Raw genomic sequence first — 20,773 nt, forward strand, 5'->3', positions numbered from 1 at the left:
GATTGCAAATAAGTATTAATAATACCGAATTCGCGGTATATTGTCAATCGGTACTATACTAATTTTATAAAGAGTTTTAATTTTTAAGTTAATTAGCACTAAAGTCCTCATATTATTTGTTTCCTGACTCGGTTTCCTTGCGTTTCTTCTTAGATGCTGGTTTCCGATTTTTCGGAACCGGGATTGTCTCTGATTCTTGCTGTGCGATGTCGGGGGTTACTTTACACAAGTCGTTCAAGGAAAGTTTTTGTTGCGATTCAAGTTCGTTTAGCAAGTTTGATGCCGTTTCTAATATTTGCTTTCCCTGTCTGACTTGAATAGTAGTTTTATTTTCGATCGCATCCAACAACACAAAAACCGAGACTGTTTGCCAAATATCTAAATCGTCGCCGACGAGATCGCACCCAGACACAATTTTGCCGTTTTGTGGGGCGTGAATTCCTAAGCCGGAATCTTGAATTAACGGCTGGATTTCTGCTAGACTTAAATTCGCAAGGTCGGTAATTTTATGTTCTAGCGATACTAAATCTCCTAAATCTGGCAAGTTGACCGATTCTGGCGCTAAAGCATCGAATTTAAAGGTAAGAGTTTGATTCAGTGGATCGGAAATAGCATAAATTGATTGAATTTGCGATCGACTAACCGCACCTTTATCGAAAAAATCTCTACCTTGCGGGGCGATCGCAATTTGCCCATTTTCAGCCACCTCCAAGCTTTCCAAACTAACCAGAGTCGCCGCCGTAGTCTTCACAAAAATCTCGTCTAACCCCAGCAAATCCGCCAATTCCTTCAAAGTTGGCGCAGGTTCAAACTCAACGCCCGCCCGCAAAATGAACTCTTCCAACACGTTAAACTCGCGCGGTTCGCTAATCGCCACCTCCAGCGGAGTTTGGCGGATTGCAAAGCGGAATTGACGCGCCGCCAACACTGACAAACCCGGATTTTGTTGCTCAATTTGTTCGGCTAGCGAACTTAAATTCGAGTCTATTGGTTTAGTTGAGGACGCTAGAAACATCTACAAAACCTCCGCAGTGACGCACCGTTTTTGAAACTTCCTGATACATTTTTCCCACTGTACCTGTTTGTTGGGTAAATAAATCGTGGCAGCCGACAACTACCAGCAATTCTTGAGCGCGGGAAAATGCCACATTCACCCGTTCCGGTTCCTTAGCAAATCCAATATCGCCCCTAACATTATTGCACACTGTGCTGACAATAATTACAGGTCTTTCCATGCCTTGAAATATGTCAACCGTACCAGTGCGGATGCTCAAAGCAGGGAATTTTTCACCTTCGATTCTGTCTTTAATTGCATTTAATTGAGCAGCATAAAAAGTGATAATTCCGATTTCTTTCGGTGGTTCACCGTCGGCAACTTTGGGCTGCCAAGCTATCTCCATTTGTTCGCACAAACGCTCGATCGCATCAATCTCCTTGACATTCAACCGCGAAGTACCCTGTTTTTCCTCTTCAAATCCTTGTGCCACGGGCGTTTTAACCCACAGGATATGATTGTTTTCTTGAATGATTCTACCTGCGAGGTTGTGGGCGCGCTTGGTGTCAGCTTGCTGAATGCCACAGTTGAGTTTTTGCTGGTAAAACTGATTGATTGCGCCCATAATTTGTGGGTGCATTCGATACTGAGTTGTCAGCATTTTTTTGATGCTGTCGCTGGCATTTTCAAACAAAACTTTGAACAGCGATTCTTTGATAAAGCTAAGTTCGTCTCCGGTACAGCCGATGTCTTCGGCAATATCGTCGATCGTACTTTGATTAAACATTGGCGGCAATTGCCTGTGATCGCCCACTAATACTAACTTTCTGCCTTTCAAAGCGGGGATTAATAACTCTGGGGGAGTGCATTTGCTAACTTCGTCAATGATGACTGCATCAAAGCTGGGAAAGTTTTTAGTAAAATCGAAACTAGCAGCTTGCACGCAAGTAATGCCGATAACGTTGGCATTGTCAATATAAATTTGCTTTAAATCGTTGCGGTCTTTTTCTGATGGATTGCGGAGTTTTTGAATCCAATCTGTCACAAAGTTTTGAGAGCGATTGAGTGCTGTTTCTTCTTGTTCTAATTTCCGCTGCCAAGTTTTGAATAAACGCTTAATTTTGTTTAAAAAAGCTACGGTAAATAATCCTGTATTCGGAACTTCTGGCTGGTATTGAGTGGGGATAGTTTGCCATGCTGACTCCCACCAATTTCTCTCAACAAGTAATGCTACGGTTGGTTGCTGCTGTTGCAGTTGAGCATTAATTTCGCTCAATTGTGCTTGTAGTTGAGCGAGTTGCTGCTGCGAAGTTGCAGCCGCAGTTTGCAGCGGAGATAAATGCTCGTCAAGAGTCTTTTTGATTGTCTCCAAAACCCCAAAAGGGTCTAAGTCAGCAATGGATTTTTCAAGCTGAATCAGGCTTGCTTTCCAAGCCTCAACTTGCTTGACAAACTGCTGCGGTTGCTCCCAAATATTCGATTTTTGGGCGAGATATTGTTCGGCTAAAATCCGCAACTTTTCAGGGACGTTTGGCTGTTGGACAATTGCTTGCAACAAATTAGTAACTTCGCTAATTTTTAAGTTTGCCTCTTGCTGCGCTGTTTCTACCTGAAGTTTAGCGGCGGATATTTGCTGCTGGCTTAAGGTTTGACCGATTTTATCTAATAATTGTTGCTGTTTTATAAGCTGCTGTTCGGTTTCGGTTTTCAGGGGAACCACGCACTGACGCGCATTGGCGAGGATACTGTGCAGTAATTCTTTGACTAGGCGATCGAAGGTAGCCTGGATATGATTGGGCTGCAAGGATTGACTGTAAAATTGTTGAATGCTAGCTAAGAAAGTGGCGGCTTTTTCGATGATGAATTTGCGCTGACTTTGGCTGACTTGAGAATAGCTGGCGAAGTCTTTGGCTAGTTGCTGCCACTGTGTACGATCGCCCGCAGAGAGCACGATCGGCGTTTGACTCAAATTTAGGTGCAGAAACTCGCTAAACCGGAACTGTTGCCCTTGTAAGTCCTTAAAACCTGCGCTTTCCTCGTGGGATATCGCCTTTTGCAACCGATCCAAATCGGGCAAATTGATTTTGCATTTGGGCGGCACGATCGGCAATTTGAGCGATCGGGCAATTTTCAGCAATCCTGCGGGCAATTCTACCATATCATCCGTGAGCATTGCGCCCGTTTCCCAGCAAGTTTTCACGACTTCATAGAGCCCCGTATCCGCCGTCTCGATCCACTGTGCAACGGCGACGACAACGGCTGCAATTTCCGCTTTTCGCAGTTCCAAATTCTTGATTTTCTGTTCGAGATTGTGGCGGTGTGTCTGATTTTGCCGATCGCCCAATTCGAGTTGATTCAAAGCCTCAGACATCTGGCGGGAAACCCGCAACGACTCTGCAACCGCCGACATAGCGTGACAAACATCATCAGCGCGATCGAATGCTATCTTAAATTCCGATATTTGCGCTGCTACAGTTTCCTGCAGCCAAACCGCAATCCCAAACGCGCCGCAAGCAGGGCGATCGAACCCAATTTGAGTAGCATTGCTAGTGGCAATCCGAACATTTGCCATAAAGTTTTCTACTAAAACATTGCCTTCTGAGTATGGTTTTAGTCGGGGCATAAACTCAGCTACTTCTGGAGATTCCCAGTTAACTTGCGGCGCATCCAGTAGATTCTCTAGCCCCAAAACCACCGATTCAATCTCGCTTTTTTCGGCTAAAATTTGTTCATAAGCTGCTGCTTGCTGACTGCATTTTTCCTCTATATTTGCTTTACTGTCGTGCAGGTGTTTTAGTTCATTAAAGAAATCTCTCTCTGCGGCACAGTAGGCGGTAAATCGCTCGGATTCTGCCACCAACTGCCGCAAAGATTTGACATTAGTCAGGCGCTGCGAGAGCTTTTCTTCGCAGTCAGTCGCCGTATTTTGCAGCCAAGTGCCGATCGCATTTTCCTCTAAAAACGGCTGCCCTTCTTCCTGCACCTTATGAGCTTTTCCCTTCCGCAAAGCCCGAATCGCCGGATTGTGAACTAACCGACTCAAAGCATTGTCTACAGCCAAATTTGCTTGCGAAGCAATGAGCGTTTTGCCACCCTGACGGGCAATTTGATAGCAAATCTCCGCAATCACAGTCGTTTTGCCCGTTCCCGGCGGGCCTTGAATCAAAATTAAATCCCGCGCCGAAAGCACCGTTTCTACGGCGGCAAGTTGATCCTCATTAGCATTACGATTTAATAAGTTTTCCCGATCCAATTTAATCATTTTTTCCGGCATTCTCGCCTGAGAAGAGTCGAATAAAAACTCACTCAAATAGGGATTTTGAGCGCGGCCGTCTGTCAGCATTTTTAAAGCTTTTTTCTTGCGTTCAATCTGACTGATATCGCCCGCAGCCTCAAAATACAAGAATCCTTGTTTGGGCATTTGATATCTGCCGCCCGCCATGCGATCGCCTAAATCAACATCTAACTTAATGCGTAATTTACCATGTTCAAAGTCAACTTCCGCGATGCTGCCTAATGTCTCTCCATCTCGGCTGCTTCTGCTTCCGGGCGGCGAATCAAACAGGATAATTTCTTCATTTCGGGCTTTTTTCAGCCTTTCGCGAAAGTCGCCCAATTCTAAGGAATTTTCCTCGTAACCGTCCAGAGTTGCGGAATTACGATCAATTTCAAAAGTGACGATTTTAAAGCCTGAACCGTAATTATGACCTCGGAAAGGCACGCAAAATTGACGCGCTTCCGCGATGCGTTTTTCAACATTTAAAAAAGTGTGCCAAACTTTTAGCTGTTCGGTAGTCGGTATGTGTCTGTCGTCCCAAAATGGCATTTGTTGGACGCGGGCGATCGACTTTACAGCAATTGGTGATCGACTATTAGCCAAAAGTCGCAACTGAACCGGCAAAGCATACCCATCTTTTCGGCCTCTGGGAACCGCCACCAAACCAGCATCCAGCAGCTTTAAACCGCCAATTCCGTCTTCACAACGTACAGTGGCTAATAACCGTAAAGTGCGATCGGCTTTTTGCAACAATTGGGGTAATTCAAAATCATCTCCATCCGTAGCAAGCAGCAATTCCCAGATTTCTTCTTCGGAATATCTCTCATTTACCTTTTGGCGGCGCACGTAGAAAAGATTGTGCGATTTCCCAGCTATCTCCGACATCAGAATTTCCGCACGTTCTTTGCATTCCCAAGCGCAATATTTCCCTAAAGCTGCTTCCCCTTCTACATCCCGAATAAACTTATTAATTGTGCGATCGCCACTAAATTTATATCCCCAATCTTCTGCTACTAAAGATGGCATATTTTGATTTTTGATTTTTGATTTTAGATTTTTGATTGGATTTAAGATTAGCACATCGGAACTTGTGCCGACAGAACCGCGACATCCCAAAAAAGATTAAGGTGTGCAATGCACACCCTACGACCATCGCAAGTTACCGTACAGGCGACGCGCTATCGAATTAAACTGTTCAGAATTAAAAGGGCGAATGATGGGAATTGAACCCACGAATGGTGGTACCACAAACCACTGCCTTAACCACTTGGCTACACTCGCCATAACGTTTCTAACTATAGCATCAGATCTCAGCACAAGTCTAGGGGTAAGGCAAAAATATTTTGAAATATTTCTGAGCGTCCCTGAACCGGACAGATCGATTGTGCCTTAAATTCCCAGCACAGTAAGAGTTTAGCACAATTTTCGGTCTGTGCGATCAGGGTGTGCGATCGGCAATTATCTCGCCCCCAGCAGTCATGCGGTCTGGGTTCGGCCGCTTTGGCAGCATCCCGATTCGATCTAGCGCATTAAAATAGCCTTATCAGCCCAGGCGCATCTAAATTTTACAGTCAAGTTTGATAAAACTCACATCTGGCACCATTCTCAAGAACAGGCAAGATGCCTGTTCCACAAAGAATGAATTTCTTGTAGGGTGGCTCTTCTAGCCCGCCCCTAAAAGCCTTATTGAGAATGGTGCAACATCTCAGATGAAATGCGTGTGGGGTTTCCCGCCCGCCCGAAAAATACAACGCCAGAAGCGGGACAGTTTATCCCGCACTGCATGAGTTATCAACCATCCTTCTTCTCTCTCTTCTCTCTTCCCTCTTCCTTCGCGCAGCTTCGCGTCTTCGCGGTTCGTTTTAAAAAAAGTCTTGTCCGCAATATAAAATCTAAAATCAATATGAGCTACTGTGTCAACCCAGAATGTCAAAATCCTCATAACTCCAACGCCACACAATTTTGCTTAAACTGCGGCTTTAACCTGTTGCTGAGACAACGATATCGCCCGATTGAACTTTTAGGTAGAGGCGGATTTGGTAAAACTTTCCTAGCAATTGATGAAGACATCCCATCTCTACCCCGCTGTGCAGTCAAGCAATTTTATTTTTACGACCGCGATCCCAAAATTTTTAACAAAGCCGTTGAATTATTTCGGCAAGAAGGCGTCCGTTTAGACGAACTCGGAAAACACCCGCAAATCCCTACATTATTAGCCTGCTTTGAACAAGAAGGTCATATTTATTTAGTTCAAGAGTTTATAGGGGGATCGACTCTTAAACAAGAATTAGACAACAGTGTATACGATGAAGAGCAAATTTGGCAACTGCTGCAAGACTTATTGCCAGTGCTGCAATTTATCCATGACAAGCGCGTCATTCACCGCGACATCAAACCAGAAAATATTATCCGCCGCCAATCGGACAACAAACTCGTCTTGATCGATTTCGGCATTGCCAAACTGCTGACTGATTCAGCCATGCTTCGTCCAGCAACGCTCATTGGTAGTCAAGATTATGTAGCTCCCGAACAAATGCGCGGCAAAGTATTTCCTGCTAGCGACCTTTACAGTTTAGGTGTTACTTGCATTCGCCTAATGACGCAAGTTCCTCCCTTGGATATGTACGACTGCAACAACGAGCGCTGGTGGTGGCGCGAGTTTCTCCCCAAAGCTACGAGTATTAGCGATGAGTTAGGCGAAATTTTAGATAAATTGCTGCAAACTCCTCTCAATCAGCGGTACAGTTTTGCTGCGGAAGTTTTGCAAGATATCCAAGCAGCTTTAGATATTCGTCATCAAAATTTGCTTTCGCCCCAAAAACCGATGACTCCTGCTCTCGGTAATAGCGACAACTCAACCGATATCAGCGCACTACAAACTCCTGATTCTCGAATTTTACCAACCAATGCCGCCGCCCATTGTGCAGAAAATTTTTCCTTATCTGTTACTTCACATACTTCAAATCTCGATCCAACCCTAATTTCTGCACGGGGAGTTGATTATACCAAACTGCGCGATTTTTTGTCTAACAAAAAGTGGAAAGAAGCCGATCGCGAAACTTGGGGCTTGATGTGTCAATCTCTTTCCCAGGAACCGGGAACTCAGCTAGAAATAAGCCAAATTTACCAGCTACCGTGCGAAGATTTGCAAACAGTCGATCGCCTGTGGCTGCACTACAGTCAAGGTCGGTTTGGCTTCAGCGTCCAAAAGCAGATTTACGAAAGCGTTAAGGGAGACTATATCAGATTTTGCGATCGGGTCAACTGGCAAACCTACAATTCTGCTACTACTTTAGGGCAGATTAAATTTAGTCAGCAAGCACCAATCGGACACCTCCCCTCTCGCAGTTGGGTTGGTGGCATTCAGTGGCTGCGACATCTCGATGTCCTGTCTGCAAAATTAACCGAGTGCGACAATAATGCAGCTTGTAAGTTGTAGTATTTATACCGACTAACTAGCTAAAATTTTAACTTTAAACTCTACCTGAAAGCAGAGAAATTTGTCGCGAGAGATGTATCCATCGACCGAGGCTCGGTGCGATCGCTTGTCGCACAATGGATTGTGAAGGTGAACACAGGTACAAGTCTGCAATCCTCAGACTGTAACAATAGAATTAAAAAGAGGTATCGATCCATGTTTTTTCACAAAAAGCAATTAATGGCTGCGGTGACTGTAGACGAAGCCAACCCCCGTTTTGCCCAATTGCTGCTAGAACAGTTTGGCGGAGCAACCGGAGAACTGACAGCAGCTCTGCAATACTGGGTGCAGTCCTTTCACTGTGAAGATGCAGGGATTAAGGATATGCTCCAAGATATTGCAATAGAAGAATTCAGCCACTTAGAAATGGTGGGCCAACTCATCGAAATGCACACCAAAAACTCTGACCAAACAGAAGCTTATAAAAGCACTTTGTTTGCGGTGCGCGGCGTAGGCCCACACTTGTTAGACAGCCAAGGTCAAGCTTGGACGGCAGCTTATATCAACGAAGGCGGGGAGGTAGTGCGCGATTTGCGCGCTAATATCGCTGCGGAAGGAGGAGCTCGCCAAACCTACGAAGAGTTGATTAAACTCGCACCGGATATGGGAACGAAAAAGACGCTGCAGTTTCTGCTGACTCGCGAAATTTCTCACACTCAAATGTTCATGAAAGCTCTGGAATCGCTTGGCAAACTCACCGATCCAATGTTCGGCAATATTCCGCCAGATTCCACAGTGGATCTCTACTTTAACTTGTCCACAAATGGCAAGGATGAACGCGGCCCTTGGAACTCGGAACCTACTTTCCAATACATTGCCGATCCCGCTCCCAAAGCTTAATTTGAGATTTGTGTAACCTGGGTGGCGAGTGAAGATTTAAGCTCAGTGTTAAGTAATTTTTAAGCCGCGCACCTTCTTTTGTAAGGTGTGCGGCTTAGAAAATTTAAGCCCAGTGTTGAGTAATTTTTAAGCCGCGCACCCTAGGATATCGAACTTTTGTGTTGAGTAATTTTTAAGTCCCGCGCCTTACGGTGTTATAATTATTTGAAATCCGGATCGAACATTAACATTTAATCTATATTGAAATTGCGATCGACCTATTTATTAGTTTCTCACGGCAGCCGTGACCCCAGACCCCAACTAGCTTTGGAAAACCTAGGTCAACTGCTGTCTCAAAATTTGGCTGACTCGTTCCCCGCAGTAGCAACCGCCACCTTAGAACTCGGGCCCGCACCGCTGCACGAACAAATTTGCAGTTTTGGCGATCGTACCCTGTCGCTGGGAGTGACACAATTGCAAATACTGCCTGTATTTTTATTGCCGGGAGTTCACGTCGCCGAAGACATACCGGCAGAGGTGGAAATTGCCCAAAAAACTTTTGGTGACAAGCTAAAAATTGAATTGCGCCCGCATTTAGGTTCCCAGGAAGCAGGCTTAACACAATTGGTAAAAAGTCAGATGCAAGAGGTGAGTTTTCTCCCCAATCTGCTATTGCCAAAATGGATTTTATTATCTCACGGCAGCCGTCGCCCCGGAGGTAACTCGATTGTTGAGCAAATCGCCAGCAAACTCGGTGCACAGACAGCTTATTGGTCGGTAAAGCCGAGTTTGGAAGAGCAAATTGACAGTTTGGTTCGTGGTGGACAGCAGCAAATAGGGATTGTGCCATACTTCTTATTTAATGGAGGAATTACAGATGCGATCGCCAAAAATGTCGCACAGCTAAAGCAGCAATTTCCTGCGGCGGAACTTCATCTCGCAAATCCTCTAGGCGCAAGTGTAGAATTAGCAGACTTAATTGGGGATTTAATTCAAAAATGAACCGCAGTGGCACAGAAGAGGTAAAGGAAGCAAGAAAAATGTCTTTAGGAAAAGTGTATTTAGTAGGTGCGGGGCCCGGAGATCCAGGTTTGATGACCTTGAAGGGAAAAGCTCTGTTAGAGTGTGCGGATGTGGTGATTTATGACGCTTTAGTCAGCCCTCAAATTTTGGCAGCAATCAACCCCCAAGCAGAACGAATTGATGCCGGAAAACGCAAAGGCCGCCACTCGTTAATGCAAGATGAAACAACTCAGCTAATGATAGAAAAAGCTGGAGATAATGCGATCGTAGTTCGTCTCAAAGGCGGCGATCCGTTTATCTTCGGTCGCGGCGGCGAAGAAATGGAAGAGTTGGTAAAAGCTGGAGTGTCGGTAGAAGTCGTCCCCGGCGTAACTTCTGGGATTGCGGCCCCGGCTTATGCGGGAATTCCTTTAACACATCGATCGTACAGTTCCTCTGTCACTTTTGTCACCGGTCACGAATCAGCGGGAAAATATCGACCGGAGGTAAATTGGCAGGCGATCGCTCGCGGCTCGGAAACCATTGTAGTATACATGGGAATCCACAATTTGCCTTACATTATCGGTCAGTTAACAGCAGCCCAATTGAGTGCAGAAACACCCATAGCGTTAGTGCGCTGGGGAACGCGGCCGGAACAAGAAGAATTGATCGGAACTTTGGGTACAATTGTAGAGCAAGTTGAGGCTGCCGGATTTGCAGCACCTGCGATCGCAGTAATCGGAAATGTTGTCAATTTGCACTCAATATTGTCTGGCTGTCGGCCAGTTTCTCAGACTGTAGAATAAGCGCAGAAATTGCCCCTAAATCCTCGTAGGGTACGCACGGCGCACCTTACTTACTACTTTTGATGCGTCTATGCTGATGATTTCAACGCGCCACCTGCCGCATATACTCCCCCCACAACTGAGCGGCATTGGCACTACCTCCCCCAGTCGGAGAATTATCATCATTTCCCAACCAAACTCCTGTCACCAGTTGCTGACTCGGAATATAACCGACAAACCACAAATCTCTATTATCATTAGTCGTGCCTGTTTTTCCAGCTTCTCCCAACCCCAAAGCAGCACTGCTACCCGTACCTCCCCGCACCACACCTTGCAGCATATCAGTCATCGTATCCGCTACCGCTTCAGAAACTAACTGCCGATTGGCAACGCCATCTTTTTGATACTCATAAATCACCCGGCAACTGTTAAAATCATTTCGATCTTTGCAATCGCTGCTGTCAATAATTCGCTTAATTACGTGGGGGCGATTTCCTAAACCCCGATTGGCCAAAACCCCGAAAGCACCCGTTAATTGCAACACATTAACTTCACTTTCACCTAATACTAAGCCTGGGTTAGAACGCAGTTCAGATGTAATCCCCAAACGTCTGGCCATTTGCACCACATTGTCTAAACCGACATCCTGTGCTACTCTCAAAGCAATTCCATTTTCCGACAATGCCAAGCCGCGATACATATCCGCACTGCCGCTGGTTCTTTCGCAACCACTATAACTTTGTCCTCCCCAGGAAAGGGGAGCGCAAGAATAAGTTTTATCGGCTGATATTCCCCGTTCCAGGGCTGCTGCATAGGTGAAAATCTTAAATGTAGAACCGGGCTGTCTCAAAGCTTGGGTAGCCCGATTAAACTGACTTTGCAAATAATCTACACCCCCAACTAAAGCTAAGACTTCTCCGGTTGCAGAGTTGAGAGTTACCACGGCTCCTTGAGAGAAACCTGCACTGGCTCCCTCATTTTCTACAGCATTTTTGAGGGAAGCTTCAGCCACTTTTTGCAGACCGGGATTCAAACCTGTTTCTACAATAAAATTGCCTTCTCTGGCTAACTGCTCCCCCAGCAAAAATTCCAATTCGTCAAATACATAACTGTAGAAATAAGGAGCGATCGTACTTTGCAGAAATTCGCGAGCTTTCGGATTTATCTCAATTCGCGATCGCCTCGCGCGATCGGCTTCTTCCTGAGAAACCGTCCCCAGAGCGCGCATTCGTTCGATCACTCGATCGCGATACTGCACCGCCAACTGATAATTTTGAATCGGATTAAAACTGTTGGGAGCCGGCAAAATTCCCGCCAAAGTTGCCGCCTCTGACAAAGTTAAATCCTTCGCCGACTTGCCAAAATAAAACCGAGACGCATCCTCAAAACCGTAAAGGTCAATTCCCAAAAACACCCGATTCAAATAAGTCAGCAACAGCTCATCTTTACTGTAATAACTCTCCAGTTTAAAAGCCACTACAGCTTCCCGTAACTTGCGTCCCGCCGAATCTTGAGTTCCCACATAATCTCGAAACAAACTCCTCGCTAACTGCTGCGTCAGAGTGCTACCGCCTTCGCGAATTCCGCCCCCCCGAACATTAGTTAAAAGTGCTCGCAAAACCCCAAGCGGATCTACCCCCAAATGCCAATTGTAGCGGCTGTCTTCTGAAGCAAGTACCGCCTTGGATAAATAAGGCGAAAAATCCTGCAATTTCTTTAATTCTAAGTGAGCGTTATTCTGAGGAGGACGCAGGGGAGTTTGCCCGTCGCGGGCGTAAACAATCACGGGGCCATTGATACTTCTCGGTAGAGGCCGCACTTGAAACTTTGTCGATTCCATGCCTACCAACACAGCAATCAAAGCGGTGATGCCGCTGACGCCGTAAAAGCTGTAACGCACCAGTTCCAAATACCAAGGCGGCGGATATACGAATTGAATTCTAACAGCGGCGGCTAGTTCCGGTGGCCCTAAAGTGAACACGTCTCCGTGACGCAGGGACATACTTTTAACTCGCCTTTTGCCATTGTAAATGCCGTTTGTGGAGTCTTCATCTTTGATGACAAAAGGAGTCCGCCGCCGAGTATCCCGCGACAGGGATAAGTGCACGTGACTGACAACAGGATTGCGAACCACAATATCAGAAGATTTGGACGATCGACCTAATAAATATCGATCGCCCAACAGCGGATAAACCTCAGCTTTAGCTGCACCCGCATCCTGTACCCACAATTCGGGTACTTTGGCGTTCGGTTTCAGCGCTAGCTGGTTAAAATTAACCTTGGCAATAGTCTGGACTGCTTGGGTAATCGCACCCAAGACGGTTTGAGGTTTGCGGGGCGGCGGCGGTGGGGTCATATTTCGCTGTGCACTACGATCGAGCGATCGGCTCTTGCACCATTCTACTCGCAACTTTTGGCTATTTTCACGATCGGCCCCACAGAAGGAGGCGATCATCGGCTAGTGGCGATCGATTTGGGGGTTATTGGTGAACCCGCAAGGCGAGCAGTTTCTTGAGCAAATCTCCATCTAGCCACCAAAAATCTCGCTCTCACCAGAAAATTAAATTATCATAAACCTGCTAAAAAATCCACACTTTCAATCAATACGATTCAGTTAAGCCCGATCCCCCCTAGCCCCCCTTAAAAAGCAGGGTGGATTAATTGTCAAAACAGTAAACCAGTGGGGCAAGGCTATTTGCTGACGAGCACGCGCCAGATTTAATTGGTTTGTCTTGATGAGATAAACCGAAAAGTAATTCGCTAACATATTCAAGTTGATTGGCCATAAATCTTAAAGCTTCAGGAAGTGTATTTGTACCGAGCATCCGAGCTAGAGATAGTAAAAATTGTCTGACCATTGCCCAGTTCGCAGGTGCATTGCCACCTCGATGGATGCAGTTATCCTCATTTAACGTCACATCTTTAACCCAATGCAGCCGATTCTCTATTAACCAATGTCCTCGAATTGCCGACGCAAATTGGCTTGCCGACCAATCCTTACTACTTAAATAATAATGCGTTTCATGGAAATCAACTAACCGACGACGACTTTTTTTGCCTTCCCACCTACTGCCAGTTCTTTTGATAGCAATTATATGTTTGACACCAGCCCACGCTGGTAATAACTGAGTAGATACGGGATAAATTGTAGTAGAGCGAGTTGTGGTGCGGCCATGCAAGCGTTCTGAGGTTTGAGCTGAATCGCTCGCACCCACAGATTCGACCAATTTTTGAGCCATTTTAAACAGACTAGATTGATTTTTTTTGAGAGTAATTATGTAGTCATTACCTCCATCAATAATTAACTGAATAGTTTTTTTTTGAGTGTGCAGTGCATCAGCAGTAATTACTACTTGAGAACCCGCAAGTTCTTGCACGAGTTCCTCCACAGCTTCGATTTCACTTCGCTGCTGATTTTCCATGACTTTATGTCGGACTACCCACCCGCGATTGTGACTGTACACAGAAACCAGGCTCACAAAATTTTGGTAAGAACTATTACCCCCAACACTTGTGCTTTTGATACTTTTACCATCAATTGCCATCAATTCTCCTGGCGTGCTCGGTAATGTCTGCCCTGCCCATATATTAAAAAGGACGGCAATTACCTCAAAATCTAATGAGAGAATGATGTTTCTAAAAGTTGAGTCGCATGGAAAACGAATATCTGGTGGGAGGTTAAAGAGTTTTATCAGAGTTGAGCGATGATTTTTCGTAAATTCAGCTAAGGGCTTATATCCCCAATATCCCGTACAACTGCCCAATAAAATTATCATGAGTATCAGCCATAAGGGATGCCTAATTCCCCTCGGATGTCGGTGGTCAGGTACTGATTTAATTGCTTCAATTAAATTCATTGTTGATGCACTCTGTAGGATAGTCGAGCGCGAGCGGATCGAGTCCGCTCGCGCTCGACTATTATAATTTACTTGGGGACAATTAATCCACCCTGCCTAACCCCCCTTAATAAGGGGGGGACAAGAACTTACTCAAAGTCCCCCTTCTTAAGGGGGATGCGAGGGGGATCTCCGGGGAATAAACAGTTTTAACCCAAGCGTATTGCACTTTCGATAACATTTATCCCTGATTTACCAACACACTTTGCATAATTAAAACCCCCCTTTTTCAAGGGGGGTTAAAAGCCGAAAATCAGCTTAATTCTCCTTACATCGAAGAACCCAAACCGGCATAAGCACCGTAGAAGAAAAGACTCACAATGCTCAGAACACCGAGACCAGCGACAGTAGCTACCAGCCACAAAGGAATTCTGCCACTTTCACTAAACATAGCCATCACCTCACTAATTTACAGCTAAACACATTCGAGCGAACTATCGAAAGCAAACTGGGGCACCAGTTAGTTAAAGAAATAACTGGAAAACAAAATACCCAGAGTAAAAATCAGCAACAAACCCAAATACAAAGAAGTCCGGTTTAACTCAACAGGCTGCTCGTTGGGATTAGGAAGGCGCTCAGGCATTGTAAACTCCTATCGTTGAATAAATTGCATTGCTGCGATCGCGCCCAAAAAGAAAATTGTTGGGACACCTAAAGTATGAACTGCCAACCAGCGCACCGTAAAAATCGGATACGAAATTGGCTCATTATTTGGGGTTCTGCTCGTCATTTTTCCAAATCCTTGTTAAATTACTTGGCAATGAACTGATCTACTTGTTTCTTAGCTTCAAAGCGATCCGAGATAATCGGCACTTCTTCCCGCTGCGGTGTGAAATACTGGTTAGGGCGAGGAGTTCCGAAAGCATCGTAAGCCAAACCCGTTTGCACAAACAGCCATCCAGCAATAAACAAAGCTGGAATGGTGATGCTGTGAATTACCCAATAACGGATACTTGTAATAATGTCCCCAAACGGACGTTCTCCAGTTGTACCAGCCATTTAGAATCCTCCTTTCAACAACAAATTGACAGACAATCTCTATTACTATTCTACTATCAAGCAGCTTGCGCTGAACCTTGATATTTAAGTAGAGTACCGCTCGCGCCGATCACAAATCCGCGATCGGGGCCCATAAAGACAATCCTGTAAAAATTAGCCGGAACATCTTCAACTTCGCGGTCTTTTTGCCAAGTTTTCCCGCCGTCCAAACTGCACAGCAAATTGCCGCCGCCGCCGGCTACCCACACTTCATTATCAGTCCGGTAAGCCATGTCCAGCAAACCCCAACTCGCCTTGCGATCGGGAAAAAACGGTTTTCCCCAACCTTCTGGATTGGACGGGTCGCTAAACTGAATCTGACCACCACGGGCGAGCATCCACAAACGCCCGTCCTTGGTAAAGCCCATATTTTGCAGGCGGCGAGAACTATTGCGGTTGTGAGGTTCCCAAGCTTCTTGTCCGGGCTTCCACACGGAGTAGAAATTGCCCTTCGAGGAAACCGCAACATACTGCCCGTCTTCAGAACGGTTGATATTGCGAACTACCCCAAAAGAATCCTGCACGACAGCTTTCCAATTTTTGCCGCCGTCAGAAGTCCGGTAAATCGCCCCGACATCGGTCGTCATCTCGGCGGAATTCGGGCCCAAAGCCGCGATCGTACTCGGAGAACCGGGCAACTGACTGCTCAAAGCAATCCGCGTCCAAGACTTGCCCTCATCGTTCGTGTGTAGCAAAACCGAAGGCTGGCCGACAATCCAGCCTTCGGAACCCGAAAAACTCACCGACGCAAAACGCGACCTCGGATCGTCGATATCCAGTGCTATAGACTTCCAGCTAGTGCCACCGTCAAGCGTTTCGAGCAGAGTCGCCTCAGAACCCACAACCCAGCCGTGCTGAGAATTGCCCGTAAAGGCAATATCCTGCAAATTAGCTTCCGTCGGCAGGGAAACCACTTGCCAGGGGTTGTAACTCACAGAACCGATGGTGCTGCAACTCGTACAGATGAGGGCCGCGGCCAATAACATTACAATTCGTTGCCAAAATCTCACAATTGTCTTACTGCAAACCATACATACTAAGTAAAAACAAGAAACCAACGACCAAGCCGCCAAAAATCAGCAAACTTTTCTGACCTTCGGTCATGCCGTTGACACCGACACCGTAGCGCTGATTTGCCTTAAATCCCGATACCCCTTCCATCTGACCGAGATTTTGAAACATCGACTTGCGCGCCCCGCAAACGGGACAGACCCAAGTCGGGGTCACATCTGTAAAAGCAGTGCCAGGGGCAATTGCATTTTTAGGATCGCCCTTTTTAGGATTGTAGACGTAGCCGCAGGCTCGGCACTCGTGCCGATCGAGGGTATTAGTCTCCGTGGCTCGATCGCTCATAAATCCAAAAGAGTAGGTCAGCTAATCGTGAAGTACCTCAACTAAACTTCGTTATAGTTGGGGCTTCCAACTAAAACTCATATTAGGACGGTCTTATTCGTCTTCGAGGTTTCCCGTCTCAACCGCCGATGCCACGTTAGGGACACCACAAGGGTGTTCGACACAAAGCGTCGATGATGGTCTTACTTAGCGTCCACAGGCAGCCGCCCGTCTTCCACAGGCAGTTACAATATTAGAATATACATTAAAAATTATTGCAGAAGATGGACGATTAATCTCAACCAACTCGTAATTTTAGCTACCCAAAATCTATATAATGTAACAGACAAGTTACAGAACCCTTTCACCTAGGCAGTAATTATTCACCGTGTTTGCACTCAGCGGCTACGAGTATTTCTTAGGCTTCCTGTTAATTTCCAGCCTAGTCCCTATCCTCGCCCTCACGGCGTCTAAGGTTCTGCGCCCCAAAAGTCGTCCCTACGACCGACGCACTACCTACGAATCCGGCGTCGAGCCGATCGGCGGAGCCTGGATTCAGTTCAACATTCGATATTATATGTTCGCCCTGGTCTTCGTCATCTTCGACGTAGAGACCGTCTTCCTCTATCCTTGGGCGGTTGCTTTCAACCAGCTAGGACTGTTGGCTTTTATTGAAGCCTTGTTTTTTATCACGATCCTCGTTATTGCTCTTGTCTATGCATGGCGCAAAGGAGCCTTGGAATGGTCTTAAGTTCTGACAAATCACAAAAAGCGCTGATCAACCCAGTCGATCGCCCGGAAGTCACATCGCAACTCTCAGAGAACGTCATCCTGACAACAGTGGATGACCTCTACAATTGGGCGAGACTTTCGAGCCTGTGGCCGCTGCTTTTCGGCACAGCCTGCTGCTTCATCGAATTTGCAGCTTTGATCGGATCGCGCTTTGACTTCGACAGATTCGGCTTAGTACCGCGATCGAGCCCTCGGCAAGCCGACTTGATCATCACCGCCGGCACAATTACCATGAAGTACGCCCCCATCTTGGTGCGGCTGTACGAACAAATGCCGGAACCCAAATACGTGATAGCGATGGGCGCTTGCACCATCACGGGCGGAATGTTCAGCGTAGACTCTCCCACAGCAGTCAGAGGCGTTGACAAACTGATTCCTGTAGACGTGTACATCCCCGGCTGTCCCCCCCGCCCAGAAGCGATTATTGACGCAATTATCAAACTGCGGAAAAAAATCGCCAACGATTCGATGCAAGAACGGGCCAAATTGCTCCCAACCCACCGCTACTACACCAGACCCCACAAAATGAAGGTAGTAGACGACATTTTGGACGGCAAATACTTGTCTATTCCAGGCCGGATAGCGCCGCCGAAGGAATTGACGGAAGCTATGGGAATGCCAGTACCGCCGGCCCTGCTTGCAGGACAAAAACAGGAGGTAAACCGTGGCTGATCAAGAATCTGCGATTGTTGAAGCAGGTAAAATTTCCCAGTGGTTGACTCAGAATGGCTTTGAACACGAAGCTTTAGCGGCCGATAATTTGGGCGTGGAGATATTAAAGGTCGATCGAGAATTCCTAATTCCGATGTCAACAGCACTGTATGCCTACGGGTTTAATTATATGCAGTGCCAGTGCGCCTACGACCAAGGGCCGGGAGAAGATTTAGTCAGCGTCTACCACTTGGCTAAGCTGACAGATAATGCTTCCCATCCCGAAGAAGTCCGCGTCAAAGTATTCATCCCCCGCGAAGACCCCAGAGTGCCATCAGTCTACTGGATTTGGAAAGCAGCCGACTTTCAAGAGCGGGAATCTTACGATATGTACGGCATCGTTTACGAAGGACATCCGAATCTGAAACGGATTTTGATGAACGAAGATTGGGTAGGCTGGCCACTGCGGAAAGATTACATTTCCCCTGATTTCTACGAACTGCAAGACGCTTATTAATAGAGTTTTGCGAGGGCGGGTTTAGAGCATAAAATTTGACTTTTGGGGTTAAGTTTTATGCAAAACCCGCCCTCTGTTTTTTTTATGAACTGGTTCCTAGGCTCTGCCTGGGAACCAATGTCTAGAGGCTCTGCCTCGCTGGTAAAAATTGGAGGCAGAGCCGATCGATCAGCGTTTCCAGGCAGAAAATTGCCAGTTAAAAACCTCTTGATTCTTGATAAAGCTTAAACTCATTCCTGATCAGTAATATTGTTGTGTAACCGTTGCAGAATAGGATTACAGTCCTCTCATCAAAGAACTTTTCTAGTTGCTTCGTCAACTTTAAACCGACGTAGGTCATCATCCCAAATGACTTTATTGTCTGACCCAATGCCTTGCAAAAGTAATATAGCAATTTTATTTGCACCTATCTCAATTGTTTCTTCAGTATGAACAATTTCATAGGATATCTTAAGGCATTTGAGTTCAACTGAACCAAGATTGTCAACCTCAAGTGTAATATTTGACACGTCTACATCATGCTCAACTGGACCTGGCGGCGTACTAACAGAGTATTTCATGTTTCGTTCAACAAAATCGTTTGCTTGAAAGCGCCCCTCTGGAGTATGAAAGAAAAATGGTTGATCGCGCCCTAATCCGTTTTGAGATATACCAAGAGTTTGAAGATCGTTAGCTATCTTCTGCCAAGCATCATCTTGTTTGAACTTAATATCTAGCCTTGGCTGCGATGGAATGACCATATTCAGATGTATATTAATTTGTCGAAGACGTCCCTCCCAGTCAGATTCGTGAAACTCTCTTAGAACGACAAGACCAATGTGCTTACTTTTTGCATATTGTTCAGCGTCTTTAGTAAATCCATTGCAGGTTACAACATATGCATCCGGCGGCGGATTAATGTCAGCTATCACACCGTAGAAATTTCGGATAACACCAAGTCCCACTTTATCACCAGAAATATCAAAATCTTTACATTCCACTAAAGTGCGTTGGCGTTTTCCACTGCGTTCGATGGTGACATCTATTTGATGCGGGGCTCCCGATTCGCCTCGCAGTGTGAGATCGTGGATGACTGTATCACTTTGCTCAAGAGCCTTAAAGACAAAAGCAGCAAGCCTTTCATAACGTGTACCGGACTTTGTTGATAAAATCTCAGAATAGCGATCGTGTAGCTCATCGTAACTAGATCTTTGCTTAGGCATAATTACTATAAATCAGATGGCAGAGTTATTATTTCTAACGTTGCTTGTCTTCTCACCCTGACTTAGTATTCTTCCAGCAGGAGTTAGACCGTGAGGAATAGGCATAATTTCCGCACCTTTATATTATATACTAAAAGTTCACATTCTAACTCTCTAAACTTGAAATCTACACCGAATAATACCAAACATGATATAACTTAGGTCACTCATAAATAGAGATTAAATCGCGTCATAACCCACCAAAATTCATTAAAAGTATATCAAAAATTCTGCAAGGCTCGCTATATGAGGACTTTGACCGTAGAAATTCTTTGTTCTGAGGCGGCAATATTTTCAGCAGCCGAGTCTCAACACCCGGAACCTCTGCTTTACGGCATCACAGACGGAAAGGCTGTTGGGACATATTTGGAGCAAAAGTTCAGACTCTATCTCAAGCAAAAGTATGAATTTATAGATGGCAATTCAGCAAGTGGTATCGATTTCCCAGGGATATTGGTTGACGTTAAGGTAACAAGCGTTAGGCAACCGCAGTCGTCATGTCCTTTCAAATCTGCAAGGCAAAAGATTTTTGGGCTGGGATATTCACTGATTATCTTTGTTTACGAAAAGACAGACAACAGTACCATCCGAAGTGCAACCCTGAATATTTTGCATACAATTTACGTGAGTGCGGAAAGAACAGCAGATTTTCAAATGACCCGTGGAATTCGCAATATTTTAGACAATGAAGGCAATAAAGATGATTTGCTTGCTTTCATGTTTGACAAAAATTTACCTGTTGACGAAATTGAAGCAGGTAACATTGCCGACGAAATACTGAGAAACCCGCCCTTGCAAGGTTTTTTGACCATTTCTAATGCGTTGCAATGGCGACTTCAGTATGGAAGAGTCATTGAGCGTGCCGGACAACAGGAAGGGGTTATCGCAGTTTATCAATCTAAACGATGAGTTCCAACGATCGCAAAACCAAACTAGAATATGGGGATTTTC

Annotated in this window: 19 protein-coding genes and 1 tRNA gene; 8 read left to right on the plus strand and 12 right to left on the minus strand. The window is 45.7% G+C overall.

Going from position 1 to position 20,773, the window contains the following annotated elements:
* Positions 1–112: 112 nt before the first annotated feature.
* The 3 genes from QUA74_RS18515 to QUA74_RS18525 form a co-directional block, all read right to left on the minus strand.
* Complete coding sequence (locus QUA74_RS18515; RefSeq protein ID WP_333331999.1) at positions 113–1,015, minus strand: hypothetical protein; 903 nt, start codon at positions 1,013–1,015, stop codon at positions 113–115.
* Positions 993–5,297: an AAA domain-containing protein gene (locus QUA74_RS18520; protein WP_333332001.1), complete on the minus strand. Its 4,305-nt coding sequence runs from the start codon at positions 5,295–5,297 to the stop codon at positions 993–995. The genes QUA74_RS18515 and QUA74_RS18520 overlap by 23 nt, the downstream gene beginning before the upstream one ends.
* Before the next feature lie 182 nt (positions 5,298–5,479).
* Positions 5,480–5,552, minus strand: a tRNA-His gene (locus QUA74_RS18525).
* Between the two features lie 622 nt (positions 5,553–6,174).
* Between QUA74_RS18525 and QUA74_RS18530 the strand changes: the two genes are divergently transcribed.
* The 4 genes from QUA74_RS18530 to cobA all read left to right on the plus strand — a co-directional run bounded on the left by QUA74_RS18530 (position 6,175) and on the right by cobA (position 10,376).
* A complete protein-coding gene (locus tag QUA74_RS18530) occupies positions 6,175–7,710 on the plus strand; it encodes a serine/threonine-protein kinase (RefSeq protein ID WP_333332004.1) in 1,536 nt (511 codons plus the stop codon).
* Positions 7,711–7,905: 195 nt separating this feature from the next.
* Positions 7,906–8,589, plus strand: a complete 684-nt coding sequence (locus QUA74_RS18535; protein ID WP_333332007.1) for a manganese catalase family protein — start codon at positions 7,906–7,908, stop codon at positions 8,587–8,589.
* Positions 8,590–8,835: 246 nt separating this feature from the next.
* The gene (locus QUA74_RS18540) at positions 8,836–9,570 is read left to right on the plus strand and encodes a sirohydrochlorin chelatase (RefSeq protein WP_333332009.1); all 735 of its coding nucleotides are present in this window, start codon (positions 8,836–8,838) and stop codon (positions 9,568–9,570) included.
* Entirely contained in the window at positions 9,567–10,376 is an 810-nt protein-coding gene (cobA, locus tag QUA74_RS18545) for a uroporphyrinogen-III C-methyltransferase (protein ID WP_333332012.1), read from the plus strand. The genes QUA74_RS18540 and cobA overlap by 4 nt, the downstream gene beginning before the upstream one ends.
* 82 nt (positions 10,377–10,458) lie before the next feature.
* Here cobA and QUA74_RS18550 read toward each other — a convergent pair whose 3' ends face one another.
* The 8 genes from QUA74_RS18550 to QUA74_RS18585 form a co-directional block, all read right to left on the minus strand.
* Complete coding sequence (locus QUA74_RS18550) at positions 10,459–12,711, minus strand: transglycosylase domain-containing protein (protein ID WP_333332100.1); 2,253 nt, start codon at positions 12,709–12,711, stop codon at positions 10,459–10,461.
* A 301-nt stretch (positions 12,712–13,012) separates the two neighbouring features.
* On the minus strand, positions 13,013–14,212 hold the full coding sequence (locus QUA74_RS18555) for an ISAs1 family transposase (protein ID WP_333332014.1): 1,200 nt from the start codon (positions 14,210–14,212) through the stop codon (positions 13,013–13,015).
* A 307-nt stretch (positions 14,213–14,519) separates the two neighbouring features.
* On the minus strand, positions 14,520–14,642 hold the full coding sequence (locus QUA74_RS18560) for a photosystem II reaction center protein J (RefSeq protein WP_006635506.1): 123 nt from the start codon (positions 14,640–14,642) through the stop codon (positions 14,520–14,522).
* 69 nt (positions 14,643–14,711) lie between these two features.
* Positions 14,712–14,834, minus strand: coding sequence for a photosystem II reaction center protein L (locus QUA74_RS18565; protein WP_006635505.1), 123 nt, complete (start codon positions 14,832–14,834; stop codon positions 14,712–14,714).
* Positions 14,835–14,843: 9 nt separating this feature from the next.
* Positions 14,844–14,981 carry a cytochrome b559 subunit beta gene (gene psbF / locus QUA74_RS18570; protein ID WP_006635504.1) on the minus strand — a complete coding sequence of 46 codons (138 nt, stop codon included), beginning with the start codon at positions 14,979–14,981 and terminating at the stop codon, positions 14,844–14,846.
* A gap of 20 nt (positions 14,982–15,001) precedes the next feature.
* The gene (gene psbE, locus QUA74_RS18575; RefSeq protein ID WP_006635503.1) at positions 15,002–15,250 is read right to left on the minus strand and encodes a cytochrome b559 subunit alpha; all 249 of its coding nucleotides are present in this window, start codon (positions 15,248–15,250) and stop codon (positions 15,002–15,004) included.
* 56 nt (positions 15,251–15,306) lie between these two features.
* A complete protein-coding gene (locus QUA74_RS18580) occupies positions 15,307–16,320 on the minus strand; it encodes a photosynthesis system II assembly factor Ycf48 (protein ID WP_333332017.1) in 1,014 nt (337 codons plus the stop codon).
* Entirely contained in the window at positions 16,307–16,642 is a 336-nt protein-coding gene (locus tag QUA74_RS18585; protein WP_333206831.1) for a rubredoxin, read from the minus strand. The genes QUA74_RS18580 and QUA74_RS18585 overlap by 14 nt, the downstream gene beginning before the upstream one ends.
* Before the next feature lie 367 nt (positions 16,643–17,009).
* Here QUA74_RS18585 and ndhC point away from each other — a divergent pair, with 367 nt between their 5' ends.
* Genes ndhC through QUA74_RS18600 form a run of 3 tightly spaced genes read left to right on the plus strand, consistent with a single transcriptional unit; the run spans position 17,010 to position 18,581 of the window.
* Entirely contained in the window at positions 17,010–17,372 is a 363-nt protein-coding gene (gene ndhC, locus QUA74_RS18590; RefSeq protein ID WP_006635500.1) for a photosynthetic/respiratory NAD(P)H-quinone oxidoreductase subunit C, read from the plus strand.
* Positions 17,363–18,085: a photosynthetic/respiratory NAD(P)H-quinone oxidoreductase subunit K gene (ndhK, locus tag QUA74_RS18595; RefSeq protein WP_333332020.1), complete on the plus strand. Its 723-nt coding sequence runs from the start codon at positions 17,363–17,365 to the stop codon at positions 18,083–18,085. The genes ndhC and ndhK overlap by 10 nt, the downstream gene beginning before the upstream one ends.
* Positions 18,078–18,581 carry an NAD(P)H-quinone oxidoreductase subunit J gene (locus tag QUA74_RS18600; RefSeq protein ID WP_333332023.1) on the plus strand — a complete coding sequence of 168 codons (504 nt, stop codon included), beginning with the start codon at positions 18,078–18,080 and terminating at the stop codon, positions 18,579–18,581. Before ndhK ends, QUA74_RS18600 begins: the two co-directional genes overlap by 8 nt.
* 290 nt (positions 18,582–18,871) lie before the next feature.
* Here the strand turns inward: QUA74_RS18600 and QUA74_RS18605 are convergent, their stop codons facing one another.
* On the minus strand, positions 18,872–19,783 hold the full coding sequence (locus QUA74_RS18605) for a restriction endonuclease (protein ID WP_333332026.1): 912 nt from the start codon (positions 19,781–19,783) through the stop codon (positions 18,872–18,874).
* Between the two features lie 285 nt (positions 19,784–20,068).
* On the opposite strand from QUA74_RS18605, the gene QUA74_RS18610 reads away from it, so the two are divergent.
* Positions 20,069–20,731: a restriction endonuclease gene (locus QUA74_RS18610; protein WP_333332029.1), complete on the plus strand. Its 663-nt coding sequence runs from the start codon at positions 20,069–20,071 to the stop codon at positions 20,729–20,731.
* The last annotated feature ends 42 nt before the right edge of the window (positions 20,732–20,773 follow it).

Source organism: Microcoleus sp. LAD1_D3, assembly GCF_036702135.1.
Classification (GTDB): domain Bacteria; phylum Cyanobacteriota; class Cyanobacteriia; order Cyanobacteriales; family Microcoleaceae; genus Microcoleus.

Bases quoted from the DNA above. Each gene is read 5' to 3' on its own strand.
- QUA74_RS18515 (WP_333331999.1), bottom strand. From the start codon at position 1,015: ATGTTTCTAGCGTCCTCAACTAAACCAATAGACTCGAATTTAAGTTCG.
- QUA74_RS18520 (WP_333332001.1), bottom strand. From the start codon at position 5,297: ATGCCATCTTTAGTAGCAGAAGATTGGGGATATAAATTTAGTGGCGAT.
- QUA74_RS18530 (WP_333332004.1), top strand. From the start codon at position 6,175: ATGAGCTACTGTGTCAACCCAGAATGTCAAAATCCTCATAACTCCAAC.
- QUA74_RS18535 (WP_333332007.1), top strand. From the start codon at position 7,906: ATGTTTTTTCACAAAAAGCAATTAATGGCTGCGGTGACTGTAGACGAA.
- cobA (WP_333332012.1), top strand. From the start codon at position 9,567: ATGAACCGCAGTGGCACAGAAGAGGTAAAGGAAGCAAGAAAAATGTCT.
- QUA74_RS18550 (WP_333332100.1), bottom strand. From the start codon at position 12,711: ATGACCCCACCGCCGCCGCCCCGCAAACCTCAAACCGTCTTGGGTGCG.
- QUA74_RS18555 (WP_333332014.1), bottom strand. From the start codon at position 14,212: ATGAATTTAATTGAAGCAATTAAATCAGTACCTGACCACCGACATCCG.
- QUA74_RS18560 (WP_006635506.1), bottom strand. From the start codon at position 14,642: ATGTTTAGTGAAAGTGGCAGAATTCCTTTGTGGCTGGTAGCTACTGTC.
- QUA74_RS18565 (WP_006635505.1), bottom strand. From the start codon at position 14,834: ATGCCTGAGCGCCTTCCTAATCCCAACGAGCAGCCTGTTGAGTTAAAC.
- psbF (WP_006635504.1), bottom strand. From the start codon at position 14,981: ATGACGAGCAGAACCCCAAATAATGAGCCAATTTCGTATCCGATTTTT.
- psbE (WP_006635503.1), bottom strand. From the start codon at position 15,250: ATGGCTGGTACAACTGGAGAACGTCCGTTTGGGGACATTATTACAAGT.
- QUA74_RS18580 (WP_333332017.1), bottom strand. From the start codon at position 16,320: ATGGTTTGCAGTAAGACAATTGTGAGATTTTGGCAACGAATTGTAATG.
- QUA74_RS18585 (WP_333206831.1), bottom strand. From the start codon at position 16,642: ATGAGCGATCGAGCCACGGAGACTAATACCCTCGATCGGCACGAGTGC.
- ndhK (WP_333332020.1), top strand. From the start codon at position 17,363: ATGGTCTTAAGTTCTGACAAATCACAAAAAGCGCTGATCAACCCAGTC.
- QUA74_RS18605 (WP_333332026.1), bottom strand. From the start codon at position 19,783: ATGCCTAAGCAAAGATCTAGTTACGATGAGCTACACGATCGCTATTCT.
- QUA74_RS18610 (WP_333332029.1), top strand. From the start codon at position 20,069: ATGAGGACTTTGACCGTAGAAATTCTTTGTTCTGAGGCGGCAATATTT.